Consider the following 15,227-nt stretch of genomic DNA (forward strand, 5'->3'; position numbering starts at 1 on the left):
TCTCTATTTATATTGATTTACTTATGATAACTATTATACATATTTATTTTTCTAATGATAAGAATCCATGTATGCTAGATTTATTAACATTCTAGAGGTGATTCATCATGAATTCTAAATTTGCGGGGGTTGAACGATATCAGCTGTTTTGGTTTGGAGGTGTAGGCTTTACATTTATTTTAGCTGGTCTTGGCTTCACCTTAGCTTTTTTACCTGGTTTAAATCATATCGGTCCAATGGCCTGTTCAATTTTGTTAGCTGTGTTGTATCGCCAATTTTTTCAGTATCCGATACTTTTAAAAGATGGAATTCAATTTGTTTCTAAAAAAATTTTACGGTTTGCCATTATTTTATATGGTTTAAAACTGAATATAGATGTAATCCTTCAGCAGGGAGTAGGTTTGCTTGTCAAAGATGCAATGGTTATTACATTTGCGATTTTGGCTACAGTCTGGCTTGGACAAAAACTAAAAGCAGACGCATCGGTCACACTGTTGTTAGGAATAGGGACAGGTGTCTGCGGGGCGGCGGCGATTGCTGCCGTTTCCCCTATTGTTAAATCTAAAGAAGATGAAACCGCAATGTCAGTCGGAATTATTGCTTTAGCAGGTACTATTTTTTCGATTGCGTATACCATTTTAAGACCGATTCTTCCACTATCAGCAAGCGAGTATGGCATGTGGAGTGGAATGAGTTTGCATGAAATTGCTCATGTTGCCTTAGCTGGGGCTCCTGCGGGTGAGAAAGGATTAGCGCTAGCACTTGTTGTCAAATTGGGACGTGTTCTGTTGCTTGTTCCATTATCACTGCTTCTTATCTACTGGATGAAACGAAAAAATGCAGATCAAAATATGTCTGCTAAAATAGATTTCCCATGGTTTTTAGTTGGATTTTTATTGATGAGTTTATTTGGAAGCTTTGTGCTCGGCAAATCAATCTATGTTTCTTCAGAAATGATCAATGGTGTTTCAGCAGTGACGACATTTCTGTTAACATCAGCAATGGTTGGGCTAGGTCTAAACATTAGTTTGCGAGAGCTTCGTAAAAAAGCCTTGCGTCCTGTCGCAGTCATTTTTATCGTATCGATCGCACTATCGATTGTTACGTTTTTGATCGTGTAGTTAGAGAGAGTATAGATCCCTGAGTTATGGTGTCGGTCGACATAGAGAGGAGGGAGAAGGAAAAATTGTGGAAGGCTGTGATCATTCTTAAGGGGTGTTCTGAAAGTGGTGTTGTCGCTTTCCGCGGGCATCCGCGAGTCTCCTTGGAGCTTGTTCTTTGCTCCTGTGGGGTCTCGCCTGATCATGTTGATAAAGGACTTTTTAGACAGCTCTTTCTCTAGTCAAGTACAAATCCCGAATTGTTGTCTAAATACTTATCATTACATAAAACTAAAACTTTCATCTTTTGCGCAAGGTTGTTTATGGTATCGTAGTGCTAAACCGGTTACGAACAGGTTGCTGCTGTTTCCGTGTGTAATAACGTGAAAAACCACTTTCAAAAATATTTATACACGCATAGGACGTAACTTTATGAGGTTTTTCTCTGAGGTTGCGTTTTTAATTTGTCATCATAAGATCTTGTTCTTATAGTGAGTATGGCGTGACTGATAACGCATAAGGCATTTAATTGTTTATGATTTAACTTAATGAATGGAACAGCCCATCCCTGAAAATGATCGAAGTATTTGATATTCTATACGTTCATTTTTGTTTTACAAGCTGTTCTTTTTCTCCTTTAAGTCTGTGATGTGCCATGCGTTATCTTTGATTCGTTCACAACGTACTCTTCTTTTGTGATTGCTGGATAAGAGGTTCAAGGAGGGCGATTCTTTCTCTTCAAAAAATAGTAGCACAAACCTTGGCCTTGGTCTGTGCTGCTAGTGTTAGTTCGTTTTTTCATCATTAAAATGTAATTGTGAATATGTATGAATAATTTCAAGTATTTCTTCTACTTGATATGATATTGTTACAAAATTGATTAAAAAAACAGTGCCTGTCATTTGCTTGTTCATTTCTATACCTTTTCTGCTCATCCGATTATAGTTCTTTATAAACCTACTTTCGTCTTCAATCTCATCAAAAATATGAATACCAATAAATTTTTGCCGGCTTATTTTGCAAATGCTAAGTTCTTTAATATCTTCCCAACTTAGACGGAACTCAGGAATATGTTGATGACTCGTAATCCCATCTTGATTAATAATTAATATCGGTTTTGATTGGATGAAAAGGCGTAACATTTTTGAAACTCCAAATCCGAAAAAAATGAAGGCAAAAATCGAAAGAAGTTTCATCAATATATCTAAAATTAAGGATTGATTGTAAAAAGACATAATAAAGATTAAGATACAGGCAGAGAATAAGAATAAAGACGATAATAACACAAAAACCAATTTCTTTTTGCTCGGATAAACAATTAATTCTTTTTTTGCCATAAGACTATCACACTACCTTTCTCATTTAAAAGTATTAGTTTAATAAAAATCTTCTTAATGTTAACATAAACCATTGTTGAGAAGAAGCAAATAAGGTTTTCATCATGTCGCACCAAAAAGAAAACCGCAACCTTGTCGTTGGTAGGACCGCTACCCTGTGGATAAGTCAACGCAAATAAAAAAACGGCAAGAATGCCGTTATATCAACGTTTCCTGCCGTTTCGATTTTGTATGATTCCGACTGGGCTCGAACCAGCGACCTCTACCCTGTCAAGGTAGCGCTCTCCCAGCTGAGCTACGGAATCATGAAGCTGGGTACTTCCTTACTGACAAGTTCTATTATATGCATATGAACTTAGACTGTCAACTGTTTTTTAAAACTTCAAGGTGTTTTGTAAATGTAACTTAAGTATTTGCATGGAACTGTTCTAAAATCAATATGATGATCATTGAGACAATACCTCAAGATCGCCATGATAAATCTTCAAGAATGAACTGTATTGTGAAAAAAAGTTCGGAAAGTATTGACAACTTCCATTCTTATCTTCATTATTTAATTGAAAGGAATGATTTGGATGGAATGATTGAACTGTTTCATCATCAAATCCAAGCATCGAATTTGTTAAACAGCTGTACAGGGTGTAAAAATGAGGAATGGTTTAAAGGATTTTTGATGTTCCCATGTGGTCATCATGAACATTCTCTCGCAAAAAATCAGGTTATGGTGAGATCAGCTCAGGGTTCATTATCATCTTCATGTGGTTTATTTTCAGAAGGTTTAGTGAAATGATATTAAAAGGGTGATTAAATTATGACAAATGGCCCAACTTCAGTGAAAGGGTTAATTTTCCAAACGCATATTTACAGATTAAAGGAATTGATGGAAAAGTTTTTGGAGGGTAACATCTCGAAAGCAGAGCGCCGCGAATTACTGCAACTTCATGAAGATTGTACAGATATGATGGTTCATATTTTCAAAGACTCGAACCGTGCATTGTTTGATGCTGAATTAATTCCTGCGGAACATGCCAAAAAGATTAACGACCTTTTAAAGAGAATATATCAAAACAGCCAAAATATAAGAGATTTATTAGATGATTAGCACAGTCTTGAGTATGGATCAGTACCTTGTTTTTAGGGTGCTTTTTTTAGTGGACTGATTTTAAGGCGGTGGATCTAGCTTGCGTCAAGCTTGAAATCATGAATAAAACAATCAACGCTTAAACAAAGGAAAAATTTTCTCGAAAATATCTTGTAATCTAATCGTAATTATTGTAACATTTGTAACATAAGAGATATATCCGAGGAGAGAATAACTGTGAAAAAACTAATGATTTTTTTAATAGGTGCTATGTTGTTTCTGCCGAACAGCTCAACGGCCATGAAAAACCAACAATCAACAGACTTAACTAAAAAACAAGTGATGGTCATGACGTTACAGGCTCGTGAACATTTTTGGAACACAATGATGGGGCATAATCCTAAAATAAAACATTCCGCTTGTCAGACGGAAACTGTTGAATATAATCATCTATCATATATGTACATGTGCAGCGAATTTAGTACAAAAGAAAAAATCACAAAATACTTAGCTCCCATTTTTACAAAAAAAGCAATTAAAGAAGGGTTTAAGAAATACAAAATCATGTCTTACAAAGGAAAAATGATCGTTCCTATTGGTGATGGGAGCAACCTTTTAGGTTGGGAAAAATCATCATTTAAACTCATATCTAAAAAAGAGAACATACGCACATACGAATTTACTGTTCCGTCTTTAGATGGATCAGGATCAGTCAAAAGAAAAATTATATTTGTCAAAGAAAATCATAAATGGAAAATGAATCAGCTCGATGCTGTGATGTAAAAGAAACAGCTAGTGTCAAAACAGACACTAGCTGTTTTTGTGAGAATCCTGAAAGTCGTGTGGATGAATAAAAATTGGGGAATTTGCTCGCTTTCCGCGGGCGATCCGCGAGCCTCCTCAGAGCTCGTTCCTTGCTCCTCTTGGGTCTCGCCTGGCTCGCTGTTTCCGCAGGAGTCTCGCAATTCCCCCTGATTTATGTTGAAAAAGAACTTTTTAGACAGATCCTTAATTACTGATGAAAGTTTGTACCATCCGTCGTTTCCTTAACAATGCCAGCGCGAATGACGAAATCACCGAAATGTTCACCTTCCCTGCGTTCTTTCGCATAACGGGGAAGTATCTGCCGAAGTTCGCTTAAAATTTCTTCTTCACCAATGTTCTCGCGGTACATTTTGCTGAGCCGGCTCCCATCAAAAGCGGCACCAAGATACATATTGTATTTGCCGGGGGCTTTACCAATAAAACCGATTTCTGCAAGTGCGTGGCGGGCACAGCCGTTTGGGCATCCGGTCATTCGAATCGTGATGTCTTCGTGATGAAGACCGTTTTCCTCAATGATTTCATCAACTTTGTCAATGAGAGAGGGTAAATAACGTTCTGCCTCAGCCATTGCCAAGCCGCATGTTGGCAGGGCGACACAAGCGATCGAGTTGCGGCGGAGCGCTGTATAAACATTTCCATCTGTTAAACTATATTTTTCAATAAGTTCGTTCATTAATGTCTTTTTTTCGCTTGACACATTGGCAATGATCAAATTTTGATTTGCGGTTAGGCGAAACTCACCTGTATGGATTTTGGCCATTTCACGCAAACCTGTCATCAAACTGTAGTCGTCTTGATCTTTGACACGGCCGCCTTCAACAAACAATGTTAAATGCCATTTTCCTTGGATGCCTTGAACCCAGCCGTAACGATCACCATTATGATCAAAATGATAAGGTTTTGCTTCAGCAAGGCTCCAACCGAGACGATTTTCAAGTTCCTTTTTGATCGATTCTAATCCAAGGCGGTCAACCGTGTATTTAAAGCGGGCATTTTTGCGAACGGAACGATTTCCGTAATCACGTTGAATTGTAATCGTTTTTTCTGCGACTTCATACAATTGTTCAGGCAGACAAAACCCGATGACTTTGGCAAGCTGCGGATATGTCGCTTTATCTCCGTGAGTCATTCCCATCCCACCGCCGATTGCAATATTAAAGCCTAGAAGTTTGTTATTTTCTACAATTGCGATAAACCCAAGATCTTGAGAAAATACGTCAATATCATTTGCTGGTGGAACAGCGATGCCAATTTTAAATTTTCGCGGTAAATAGAGTGGCCCATACATTGGCTCAATTTTAGCTGTCTCTGGTACACCGATCACTTTTTCTTCATCAAGCCAAATTTCATGATATGCACGGGTACGGGGCAGTAGCTGATCACTCAGTGTCTTTGCCCATTCATAGACTTCAGCGTGAATTTCTGACTGATCAGGATTTGAGGCACACATCACATTACGATTGACATCTCCGCAAGCGGCAATCGTGTCCAATAGAACAGTATTGATTTTTTGAATTGTGTTTTTCATGTTCCACTTTAAAATACCATGTATTTGAAATGTTTCTCTTGTTGTCAGTTTCAATGTACCATTTCCATATTGGCGGGCAAGCTCATCCATAACAAGCCATTGTTCAGGTGTTGCTACACCACCTGGCAGCCGCACACGGAGCATAAACTGATAGGCTGGCTCCAATTTCTGCTTTTGGCGTTCATGACGGAGGTCTCGGTCATCTTGCAAATAGCTGCCATGATGTTTTAACAAGCGGTTGTCATCATCAGGAATTCCGGCACTGATTGAATCAAGCATGGCTTCCTTCAAATTACCGCGCAAATAATTGCTTTCTTGTTTTATTCGTTCAACATCACTTGGCGAACCTTCGGGTGCTTTTAATGGTTGGCTTCGCATCGCTAAAAACCCCTTTCATGTTAATATACATCACGCTGATAACGTTTTTGCTGTCTCAACTCCGTTAAATAGGCCTCCGCTTTTTCGAAGCTCATGTTGCCTTCTTTTTGAAGAATGTCTAACAAAGTGTGGTGAACATCTTTCGCCATTTTTTTCTTATCCCCGCAAATGTAGAATACCGCTCCATCTTCAAGCCACTCAAACAGTTCTTTGCTGTGTTCCAGCATACGATGCTGTACATAGACTTTTTCTGTCGAATCCCGTGAGAAAGCAACATCCATCTTCGTCAATACTCCTGTTTTCAGCCATTGTTGCCATTCCGTTTGATAAAGAAAATCTGTCACAAAGTGCTGATCACCGAAAAACATCCATGACTTTCCTGTTGCTCCTGTTTCTTCACGTTCTTGCATAAACGAACGAAACGGAGCGACACCTGTACCAGGACCAACCATAATAATAGGGGTATCAGAGTTTTCAGGAAGCTTAAAGTTTTGGTTGGCTTGGATATAAACCGGAAGTGTATCACCAGGTTGAATACGTTCGGAACATAAGGTTGAGCAGACACCTTTTCGTTTGCGACCGTGTGCTTCGTAACGGACAGTGCCGATTGTGATATGAACTTCATCTGGATTAGCCAAAAAACTGCTGGCAATTGAATAAAGACGTGCTGGCATTTTCCGAAGTATAGAGACAAATTGTTGTGCTGATGTATTGAAAGGTCCAAAATCCCGAACGAAATCTAGCAAATCGCGGCCTTCGAGATACGCTTTGGTTTTTGTCTCATTCTCTGTCAATGAAGGTTGATTGGACCATTCAGCAGCTTTTTGAATCAATTTCTTTGTCAGAACAGTGATTTCAAAATAAGAAGTCAGCGCTTCTTTTAATGGCATGCTTTCACCCTGTTTATTAACGGTTACTGCTTCTTTTGGATCCCATTTCAGTTCCTTTAAAAGCATGTCAACGAGTACGGGGTCATTTTCTGGGTAAATCCCAAGTACATCACCAGGTTTATATGTTAGACCTGAACCCTCAAGTGATAATTCTAGATGGCGTGTTTCTTTGTTTGATCCACGACCATTTAAATTTAAATTTTCCAGTACTTCAGCTCGAAATGGTTTTTTTCTTGAATAAATCGCTTCTGCTGCTTTAGGAGCTTTCACCGTGGATAATGTAGAATTGGTGTTTTCGCCTTGATTCAATTTGCCTAAAACACCTTCAATCCATTTGCCTGCTGGTTCATCATAGTCCAGGTCACAGTCAGCGCGCGGATAAAGTCTTGCACCACCCAGTTCTTTTAGCCGCTGATCAAAGTCTTTACCTGTTTGGCAAAAAAACTGATATGAACGATCTCCAAGTGCCAAAACGGAAAAGTAGAGATCATCTAACTTGGGAGCACGTTTACTATGAAGATATTCGTAAAATGACAATGCATTATCAGGGGGCTCACCCTCCCCATGGGTACTGACAACAATGAGCAGATGTTTTAATTGTTTTAATTGTTTCGGCTTAAAATCGTTCATCGCTGAAACGGTTACTTGGAAGCCGCCTTCTCTTAATTTTTTACCTGCATGGTTGGCAAGGCTCTCTGCATTTCCCGTCTGTGATCCATATAAAATCGTTACGTCTTTAGAAACATTTTGACCTGTTTCATTAGGCAGTGTTTCAAGAGGAGCCGCCAAATACCCGCTCAACCAAATTTTTTGAGACGGTGTTAAGGTGGGAAGAAGGCGATTAAGAAGTTCTGTCTGTTCCTGATTAAACGGACTGTTCATCACTTGAAACGGCAATAAAATTCACCTCACAATAATATAAATGCACTATTCCGATAAAAAAAATAAGGTTTATTGGCAAAAAACCGCTGAACTTTCTCCTTAAAAGTTTACCGGAATAGTAGACATTAGTAAAATATATATTCATTATTAGAGCTATGAAGATTATTAATAATAAGAGGTGAACTCATTTGTATTATGATGCCTTAAAAACATTTGTTACTCTTGCAGAAGTGAAAAACTTTACAAAAACAGCTGAACTTCTCCTTGTGTCACAGCCAAGTGTGAGTATTCATATTAAAAATTTAGAGAAAGAATTACAAACGATATTATTTGAACGCTCACCGAAAAACTTAAAAATTACCCCGACAGGTGAGATTTTATATGACCGTGCCAAACAGATGATCTCCATATATGAACAAACAAAACAAGATATACTGGATCATCACAATATGGTAAAGGGTGAACTGAAAATTGGTGCAAGCTTTACAATCGGTGAGTACATCTTGCCGGCATTATTATTTAATCTTCAAAAGGAATATCCCGAACTTGAACTGCAAATCGTCATTGGAAACACAGAAGAAATAGTTGAATTGGTCCGTCTGTATGAGGTGGATATTGGTTTAATTGAGGGACAGACAAATGACAAAGAACTTTCTGTTCATCCTTTTATGCAAGATGAACTATTTATCACTGCATCAAGCAGTCACGTATTGTCCAATAAAAAAGAAGTGACAATTGATGATCTCCACAATCAGACATGGGTGACAAGGGAGCTCGGTTCAGGCACTCGAGAGTACCTTGACCATGTCATTCGTTCCAATGGTTTAAAAGTAAAATCATTTTTAACAATTAGCAGTAACCAAGCAATTAAAGAAACCCTCATGACGGGGATCGGTCTTTCTTTGCTGTCAGGCAGTGTAATTGCACGAGATATACAGCATGGAACACTTTCAATCATCAAACTGAAAAACCAATCTTTTCACAGAACATTTTCTTATATTTATTCACCTATTATGGGAGAGAAGAAAAATGTCCATATATTTATTCATGCATTGACTACATGTTGAATTTCATTTTTTGGATATTTTATGAATGATTAACTCTGAGCGTTGACTACTCAAATCAGATGGAATATCCTGGGGTTATCATGGAAGAAAGGAATGATGATATGAAAAGATTAGTTAAAAGTTTAGTCGTTTCATTTGTATTTGCTGGTTTTTTTGCACTTCCATGCAATTCTTTACATGTACAAGCAAAAGCATTATCTCCATCAGCACATGTTTCCAAAACTGGTTTTTCTCCACAAGCAATTGTGATCAACAGACCGATGACAGTTGGACAAGAAGATCAATATGTCGGAATTACTAATGTATCATATAGTGGCAGTTCCATTACAGTCAGAATTGCAGGAAATAGAGTTTATGTAAAAGCCATTCGCCGTGGAAAAGCAGTGTTTTCCTATCGAAATACGTTAGGAGAACTCGTGATCAATAATATTACTGTTCGGTAAAAGTTATCAGTACCTTCAAGTGAGAATCTGTTAAGTAATCGTTTCGTCAGCTGTTTTCATGATTGATTTTTTCAGTACGTGTATAGAAATTTAGACAAACATTTAATAGAAGACAAATGTTTTAAAGAGCTGTTCGAGTCTTTTCTTGGGGAACCATCAGCTGTAGGTTCTTTAAAAGGATAGCTCTTTTTTGGTATGTAAAGAGATGATTCACTTCTTCTTCTCAATAAAAATCAGAAATAATAAACAAACCACATGATCAAAGGAAATAGAATGACATAGTGGTTAATGCCTTGTGGAAGATACAATAATAAGAATAAGTGTTGGAACTGCTAATATAAAGTATTTTTTTCTGTGCTATTTCATCTCTATATATATGAATACGAACCAAACTTGTGGCTGTCTAAAATCAACATGGATCAGCGGGAATTGCAGATTCCTGCGGGAACAGCAGACCAGAATCGAACTCCAAGAAGGCTGCTTGCAGATCACCGCGAAAAGCGAGCAAATTCTCCGTTTTTATATAGCTTTTGCCTTTAAAACTGTCATGATTCGGCTTCAAAAAATTTCTCAAAGTCTATCATCTGTGAAAACATAAACTAGTAAATATTTTGGTTTCTAGCGTATTATTATCTACTAAATCAGATATTTATGTTATATGCTAGTTTTATAGAATAATCATAAAAAAACGATAAACCCTAAGTGTATCAGCATTTAACGTGAATGGAGAGGTCTAAAAAGCTTATTTTCAAAAGACTTAAGTAACCAAATTGTAACTCAATTTATATCATTCTGTTATGAGAATGATATTTTTCTATGATACGATTGTCCCTGTTAGTTTCTTAAAGAACTAACAAAGGGAGGATTTAACTTATGAAAAAAACAATCATGTCCTTGATCGCAGCTTTCGCTCTCTCAGCAACTGCATTTGGAGTAGAAGCCTCAGCCAAAGAAATCAAAGTGGAGAATGGTGATACGCTCTGGGGGATCTCTCAACAGTATGGGATGAACCTTAAGGACTTAAAAAAATGGAATCAACTTTCATCAGACATAATTTTGCCTGGGCAAAAGCTGAACATTTCTTTGCCAAAAGAAGAATCTAATCAAGACACGTACACTGTCAAATCAGGGGATACATTAGCAAAAATAGCTAAAAAGTTTACTGTGGATGTCCAAGATCTTAAAAAGTGGAACAATATAACGTCAGATCTTATCATCACAGGTAAAAAGATAACTGTCCATCAAAAGAGTTCAAATCATAAACAATTGAATACACAAACGAACACGCAAAGAACGACAAAAGAAATCACGGTGACGGCGACTGCCTATTCAGCAAATGACGGCGGTATTTCGGGAATTACGAAAACAGGTATTGACCTTAATCGTAATCAACATGCAAAAGTAATTGCGGTTGATCCAAGTGTTATTCCGCTTGGTTCCAAAGTGTATGTAGAAGGTTATGGTAAGGCGATCGCTGGAGATACGGGAAGTGCCATTCGTGGAAATAAAATAGATGTGTTTATTGCAAATAAAGGAGATGCCTTAAATTGGGGTGTGAAAACTGTAAAGGTTAAATTATTAGATTAACAAAAAAACGCAGGGGCAGTATATGAATGTGACCCCTGCGTTTTTTGTTTTCAATGTTTCTTTTTCCGCTTGTTCAGTGCCTGAATCATTTTTTCACTTCTTTCTTTTAGCATCGTCGTATAAACAGATAGGCCAAATCGGCCGAATTCAACGTGTTTTACATGTTTTTTTAGTTTTTTCACAGCATCACCTTACCAGTTGACATTCATCACAATATCATATGTATAAATTGAAAAAATGGAATAAAGAGATGTTAGAAAGAAACAGAATTGTTAAAAATTATCATTCGAAATTGCTGATATAACAGAGTTTGTTAAACGTGAAAAGGGCGTCCAATAGTCAAAAAAATGACTGATTGGACAGCCCCTTCATGCTTTTTTTCGTTTAAATTCACCAATTAACTGTTCATTTTGTTTGAAAATCCGTTTAGTGTGGGGACTGACTTGATAGGTTGCAAAGTTGGAATTCGCTTGTTTTATAAACTGTCCGCGCTTCTTTGTAATGGTGTACTTTTTCTGAAAAGCTGGTTCCATCAATTGTCCTCCTCTTCGTTTGGCAACAGGAGATCGTAAATACTGGTCAGGGAAGTAAACAGGAGATAATCAAATTCTGTGACAAGATCTTCTGATGTTAGTTTCATGACATAGTCAAAATCATGAATTGAAAAGGGAATCAAAATCATCGTTCCATTTTCTTCATAATAAACATCTTTTCGATCCAATTTTTCTTGGGCAGCAAAACGATCTTCCATGTGTTCTAGCAAGTGATCTTTGCTTTCTTCTGAATTATATTCACATAAAGCGGCTGATATATTCATTTTTTCTGCAAATTGTGTAATGAGTTTATCAATACCTTCTGCATATGCTTCTACATCTCCATAATAAATGTGGATTGGCTCATTTTTCAATAGGTATTGAAACGTTTTTAGTCTGTTTTGATATATGTGAAGTAGGTCGTTATTTTCTTCTAGAAGGATTCTTGTGTCAACAGCCAGTTCATTGCTTCCGATTCTTTTAAAATAGGCATTTAAGAAAATAAACGCATCTGTTAATGTGAAAAAGACAGCAACAATTAAATAGTAGAGCCAATTTGTAAAAAGGGATTCAGGGTGTACAGTCCAATAAAGAACTGCACCGATTACATAAAGGAGATACCATGTTTTACGAATAGCAGCCGTTTTTTCTTTTAGTTTTTTTTCAAAACGCCAGACGGCTAAGACATACAAGGTTAAGGCGAGAACAATAAACCAGACTGAGAATTGATAGAATAGCAGCATAACTTGTTCCCTCATTCCGAGAAAAATTTAGTACTATTTTTATAGTTATGCTTGCTATCTTTTGAACATGAAAACTCCCATCCATTTTTTGGACGGGAGTTGGTCAATTAAAAAAACAAATCAAGTATGATATAGCCAAGGGCACCAAGACCAGCTGAAATCGGAAGGGTAATCACCCATGTGACAATCATTCGTTTTGCAGTACCCCAGTTTACACCTTTTACTCGATGTGAAGCACCGACACCTAAAATAGACGAAGATATGACATGTGTTGTGCTTACCGGTAAGTGAATAATTGTTGCACCAAAGATGATTGCCGCACCTGTCAAGTCAGCAGAAACACCATTAACAGGACGAATTTTCATAATTTTTCCGCCCACTGTTTTAATGATTTTCCATCCGCCAATAGAAGTTCCAAGCCCCATGGCTGTTGCACATGCAAACTGTACCCAGAATGGAATATCATATGAAGTGTGCATGTTGCCAGCGATTAAAGCCATCGTAATAATTCCCATCGCTTTTTGCGCGTCATTTGTTCCGTGGGTATAGGACTGAACCGCAGCCGTTAAAATTTGCACTCGGCGGAAATGCTTATTTGTTTTAGCTAGGTTGCTGTTTTTAAAAATGACTTTTACAATACTGTAGATGATGTACCCCAAAACAAATGCCAAAATTGGTGAAAAAATAAGAGCTTCGATAATTTTAATAAATCCACTGTATTTAATTGATCCAAATCCGTCTGATGCAATAACAGCACCGGCAATTGCTCCAATGATTGCATGCGAAGAACTGCTCGGTATGCCAAAATACCATGTTAAAAGGTTCCAAGTAATTCCGGCAATAAGAGCAGCTAATATGACAATCGATCCATTTTCTAATTTAAAGGGATCAGCAATATCGCTCGTAATCGTTTTAGCGACCCCGGTAAATGACAAGGCACCGGCGAAGTTCATCACAGCCGCCATCATGATCGCATGTCTAGGTTTTAAAGCTTTTGTCGATACCGAGGTGGCGATCGCATTTGCTGTATCATGAAAGCCATTGATAAAGTCAAATGCCAAAGCAAAAATGACAATCAATATGGTAAGTAAAAATAAAAGATCCATTATAATCCCTCGTTACGCATTTTTCATAATGATGGTTTCTAAATTGTTTGCTACACTTTGGCAAAAGTCTGCAATTTCTTCAAGTGTTTCATAAATTTCCCGGTATTGTATGACTTTGATTGGATCTGTTTGTGTCCCAAAAAGATTTTTTAAAGATTTGCGATGCAAATTATCGCAATTGTGTTCATATTCTTTAATTTTAATGGCATGAGGTTGAATTTCATTAAGGCGGTTTTCAGCCATCAATTCAATTGTTATTAAAATTTCTTTGGCACATTCTCTAATATATCCGCTGAATTTGTCGATATGTTCATCAGAAGAAGTAATTGAGAAAATTTCCATCATCGCAGAAAAATGCTCAATACCGTCAAGTACATCGTCAAGACTATTGGTAAGCTGAAGGATATCTTCACGTTCAATCGGTGTGATAAATGCTTTATTCAGCTCCTTAATCATCGTATGTACATAGTTATCTCCTTTTATTTCATACTCTTTTAAGGTATCCGCAAATTCTTTAAGGGTCGTTTGATTCTTGACTTTATAATTAACAAAGTACTCAGCCGTTTCATCTAAATTTTTTGCAATTTCCATTAAAAGCAAAGAAAACTTGTCTTTTTTTCTTTTCAACATTTGAAACCCTCCATAGTTTAAATGAGACAATGCACACATCAAAATATTATATATCTTTTTGTCGAAAAAAAATAGGTGCAGTCGAAAAAAATAGATGAATTTTGAATTGTAAATCATAAAACATAAGAGGAAAACCCTGATTTAGCTGTGCTATGGGAGGATTTTTTTACAGAAAGGAGAACTATTTAAATGTAAGCGTTTTCTAAAAGATCTGGGGAGGTCTATCATGAATCATGCGTTTTGGAATGGATGTAGCCGATTTTTTGACTGGGTATTAAGGTTAACATATTTAAATGTGCTATGGATTGGCTTCTCTTTAGGAGGACTAATCATTTTTGGATTAGCTCCAGCGACTGTTGCGATGTTTGCTGTCACAAGGCAATGGGTGCTGGGGAGAAGGGATATTCCTGTTTTTGAAATTTTTTTCGAAACGTTTAAAAAAGAATGGGGCAAATCAAGTATTCTTGGTTTGATTCTGTTATTGATCACTTTGTTGTTATATTTTGATTTTAAAATGGCGGTCTTTTATTTGGGGGGGCAACTCGCTGTACTTAGTTTGTTTGTTAGTTTGTTTATCATTTACAGCATTATACTCTTGTATATTTGTCCAATTTATGTCCATTATGATATGAAACAAATGGAAGTGTTAAAATCCAGTTTTATTATCGGTTTTTCCCAGCCGCTTGTTTCTGTGATGATGATACTTAGTGTAAGTGGTGTCATGTTCCTGTCTTTATTTCATTTTATATTTCTTGTCCTTTTTAGTGGCAGTGTTCTGAGTTTTATATTGACAAAACTGGCATTTCGAGCTTTTCATGCGGTTGATCATCGCCGTGAGAAAGAAAAGCAACAAGCTTTTTCAATGCGTCTAAAGTAAATTCATATGTCATAATACTCAATTTTTTTAATGACTTTACACCTGTTTTTTACTTCAGTGTGTTTATTAGTCTGCCTTACCATACAAGATAGGGTTGATTGTCATGATGGTTACTACTGATGACAACGAGTTAGCATAATTCAAAAGTATCGAAATGGATTTTGTCTGACTGAAAAACTAGACTATTAGAACTATAAAGGCTTTTGGTATACAAATAAAG

The 15,227-nt window shown here is 37.0% G+C and carries 16 protein-coding genes and 1 tRNA gene; 8 read left to right on the top strand and 9 right to left on the bottom strand.

Features of this window, described 5'->3' with window-relative positions:
* Window positions 1-107: 107 nt before the first annotated feature.
* Window positions 108-1,121, top strand: a complete 1,014-nt coding sequence (locus HOO54_RS08425) for a YeiH family protein (protein WP_172294240.1) — start codon at window positions 108-110, stop codon at window positions 1,119-1,121.
* Window positions 1,122-1,885: 764 nt separating this feature from the next.
* On the opposite strand, the gene HOO54_RS24705 is transcribed toward HOO54_RS08425, so the two are convergent.
* Both HOO54_RS24705 and HOO54_RS08435 read right to left on the bottom strand, forming a co-directional pair.
* Window positions 1,886-2,437, bottom strand: coding sequence for an STM3941 family protein (locus HOO54_RS24705; RefSeq protein ID WP_301539277.1), 552 nt, complete (start codon window positions 2,435-2,437; stop codon window positions 1,886-1,888).
* A 232-nt stretch (window positions 2,438-2,669) separates the two neighbouring features.
* Window positions 2,670-2,742, bottom strand: a tRNA-Val gene (locus HOO54_RS08435).
* A gap of 197 nt (window positions 2,743-2,939) precedes the next feature.
* Here HOO54_RS08435 and HOO54_RS08440 point away from each other — a divergent pair.
* The 3 genes from HOO54_RS08440 to HOO54_RS08450 all read left to right on the top strand — a co-directional run bounded on the left by HOO54_RS08440 (window position 2,940) and on the right by HOO54_RS08450 (window position 4,301).
* On the top strand, window positions 2,940-3,227 hold the full coding sequence (locus tag HOO54_RS08440; RefSeq protein WP_172294244.1) for a hypothetical protein: 288 nt from the start codon (window positions 2,940-2,942) through the stop codon (window positions 3,225-3,227).
* A 21-nt stretch (window positions 3,228-3,248) separates the two neighbouring features.
* Window positions 3,249-3,539 carry a hypothetical protein gene (locus tag HOO54_RS08445; protein ID WP_172294246.1) on the top strand — a complete coding sequence of 97 codons (291 nt, stop codon included), beginning with the start codon at window positions 3,249-3,251 and terminating at the stop codon, window positions 3,537-3,539.
* Window positions 3,540-3,755: 216 nt separating this feature from the next.
* Window positions 3,756-4,301, top strand: a complete 546-nt coding sequence (locus HOO54_RS08450; protein WP_375335802.1) for an IseA DL-endopeptidase inhibitor family protein — start codon at window positions 3,756-3,758, stop codon at window positions 4,299-4,301.
* Between the two features lie 229 nt (window positions 4,302-4,530).
* Here HOO54_RS08450 and cysI read toward each other — a convergent pair whose 3' ends face one another.
* Together cysI and HOO54_RS08460 are read right to left on the bottom strand one after the other, a co-directional pair.
* Entirely contained in the window at window positions 4,531-6,249 is a 1,719-nt protein-coding gene (gene cysI / locus HOO54_RS08455; protein ID WP_172294248.1) for an assimilatory sulfite reductase (NADPH) hemoprotein subunit, read from the bottom strand.
* 20 nt (window positions 6,250-6,269) lie between these two features.
* Complete coding sequence (locus tag HOO54_RS08460; protein ID WP_172294250.1) at window positions 6,270-8,036, bottom strand: assimilatory sulfite reductase (NADPH) flavoprotein subunit; 1,767 nt, start codon at window positions 8,034-8,036, stop codon at window positions 6,270-6,272.
* Between the two features lie 173 nt (window positions 8,037-8,209).
* Here HOO54_RS08460 and HOO54_RS08465 point away from each other — a divergent pair, with 173 nt between their 5' ends.
* The 3 genes from HOO54_RS08465 to HOO54_RS08475 all read left to right on the top strand — a co-directional run bounded on the left by HOO54_RS08465 (window position 8,210) and on the right by HOO54_RS08475 (window position 11,118).
* Window positions 8,210-9,088 (top strand): LysR family transcriptional regulator, encoded by an 879-nt coding sequence (locus HOO54_RS08465; protein ID WP_172294252.1) that lies wholly within the window; start codon window positions 8,210-8,212, stop codon window positions 9,086-9,088.
* A 101-nt stretch (window positions 9,089-9,189) separates the two neighbouring features.
* A complete protein-coding gene (locus HOO54_RS08470; RefSeq protein WP_172294254.1) occupies window positions 9,190-9,531 on the top strand; it encodes a hypothetical protein in 342 nt (113 codons plus the stop codon).
* Window positions 9,532-10,404: 873 nt separating this feature from the next.
* Entirely contained in the window at window positions 10,405-11,118 is a 714-nt protein-coding gene (locus HOO54_RS08475; protein WP_172294256.1) for a LysM peptidoglycan-binding domain-containing protein, read from the top strand.
* Window positions 11,119-11,168: 50 nt separating this feature from the next.
* On the opposite strand, the gene HOO54_RS24710 is transcribed toward HOO54_RS08475, so the two are convergent.
* The 5 genes from HOO54_RS24710 to HOO54_RS08495 form a co-directional block, all read right to left on the bottom strand.
* Window positions 11,169-11,300, bottom strand: a complete 132-nt coding sequence (locus tag HOO54_RS24710; RefSeq protein ID WP_301539278.1) for a hypothetical protein — start codon at window positions 11,298-11,300, stop codon at window positions 11,169-11,171.
* Window positions 11,301-11,486: 186 nt separating this feature from the next.
* Window positions 11,487-11,651: a type II toxin-antitoxin system SpoIISB family antitoxin gene (locus HOO54_RS08480; protein ID WP_172294258.1), complete on the bottom strand. Its 165-nt coding sequence runs from the start codon at window positions 11,649-11,651 to the stop codon at window positions 11,487-11,489.
* Window positions 11,651-12,394: a type II toxin-antitoxin system SpoIISA family toxin gene (locus HOO54_RS08485; protein WP_172294260.1), complete on the bottom strand. Its 744-nt coding sequence runs from the start codon at window positions 12,392-12,394 to the stop codon at window positions 11,651-11,653. The genes HOO54_RS08480 and HOO54_RS08485 overlap by 1 nt, the downstream gene beginning before the upstream one ends.
* Before the next feature lie 107 nt (window positions 12,395-12,501).
* Complete coding sequence (locus tag HOO54_RS08490; protein WP_172294262.1) at window positions 12,502-13,500, bottom strand: inorganic phosphate transporter; 999 nt, start codon at window positions 13,498-13,500, stop codon at window positions 12,502-12,504.
* A 12-nt stretch (window positions 13,501-13,512) separates the two neighbouring features.
* Window positions 13,513-14,130 carry a DUF47 domain-containing protein gene (locus tag HOO54_RS08495; protein WP_172294264.1) on the bottom strand — a complete coding sequence of 206 codons (618 nt, stop codon included), beginning with the start codon at window positions 14,128-14,130 and terminating at the stop codon, window positions 13,513-13,515.
* A 226-nt stretch (window positions 14,131-14,356) separates the two neighbouring features.
* Between HOO54_RS08495 and HOO54_RS08500 the strand changes: the two genes are divergently transcribed.
* Complete coding sequence (locus HOO54_RS08500; RefSeq protein ID WP_172294266.1) at window positions 14,357-15,007, top strand: YesL family protein; 651 nt, start codon at window positions 14,357-14,359, stop codon at window positions 15,005-15,007.
* Window positions 15,008-15,227: the final 220 nt, after the last annotated feature.

This window comes from Bacillus sp. WMMC1349, assembly GCF_013155385.1.
Taxonomy (GTDB): domain Bacteria; phylum Bacillota; class Bacilli; order Bacillales; family Bacillaceae; genus Bacillus.

Bases quoted from the DNA above. Each gene is read 5' to 3' on its own strand.
- HOO54_RS08425 (WP_172294240.1), top strand. From the start codon at position 108: ATGAATTCTAAATTTGCGGGGGTTGAACGATATCAGCTGTTTTGGTTT.
- HOO54_RS24705 (WP_301539277.1), bottom strand. From the start codon at position 2,437: ATGGCAAAAAAAGAATTAATTGTTTATCCGAGCAAAAAGAAATTGGTT.
- HOO54_RS08445 (WP_172294246.1), top strand. From the start codon at position 3,249: ATGACAAATGGCCCAACTTCAGTGAAAGGGTTAATTTTCCAAACGCAT.
- cysI (WP_172294248.1), bottom strand. From the start codon at position 6,249: ATGCGAAGCCAACCATTAAAAGCACCCGAAGGTTCGCCAAGTGATGTT.
- HOO54_RS08470 (WP_172294254.1), top strand. From the start codon at position 9,190: ATGAAAAGATTAGTTAAAAGTTTAGTCGTTTCATTTGTATTTGCTGGT.
- HOO54_RS08475 (WP_172294256.1), top strand. From the start codon at position 10,405: ATGAAAAAAACAATCATGTCCTTGATCGCAGCTTTCGCTCTCTCAGCA.
- HOO54_RS08480 (WP_172294258.1), bottom strand. From the start codon at position 11,651: ATGGAACCAGCTTTTCAGAAAAAGTACACCATTACAAAGAAGCGCGGA.
- HOO54_RS08485 (WP_172294260.1), bottom strand. From the start codon at position 12,394: ATGCTGCTATTCTATCAATTCTCAGTCTGGTTTATTGTTCTCGCCTTA.
- HOO54_RS08490 (WP_172294262.1), bottom strand. From the start codon at position 13,500: ATGGATCTTTTATTTTTACTTACCATATTGATTGTCATTTTTGCTTTG.
- HOO54_RS08495 (WP_172294264.1), bottom strand. From the start codon at position 14,130: ATGTTGAAAAGAAAAAAAGACAAGTTTTCTTTGCTTTTAATGGAAATT.
- HOO54_RS08500 (WP_172294266.1), top strand. From the start codon at position 14,357: ATGAATCATGCGTTTTGGAATGGATGTAGCCGATTTTTTGACTGGGTA.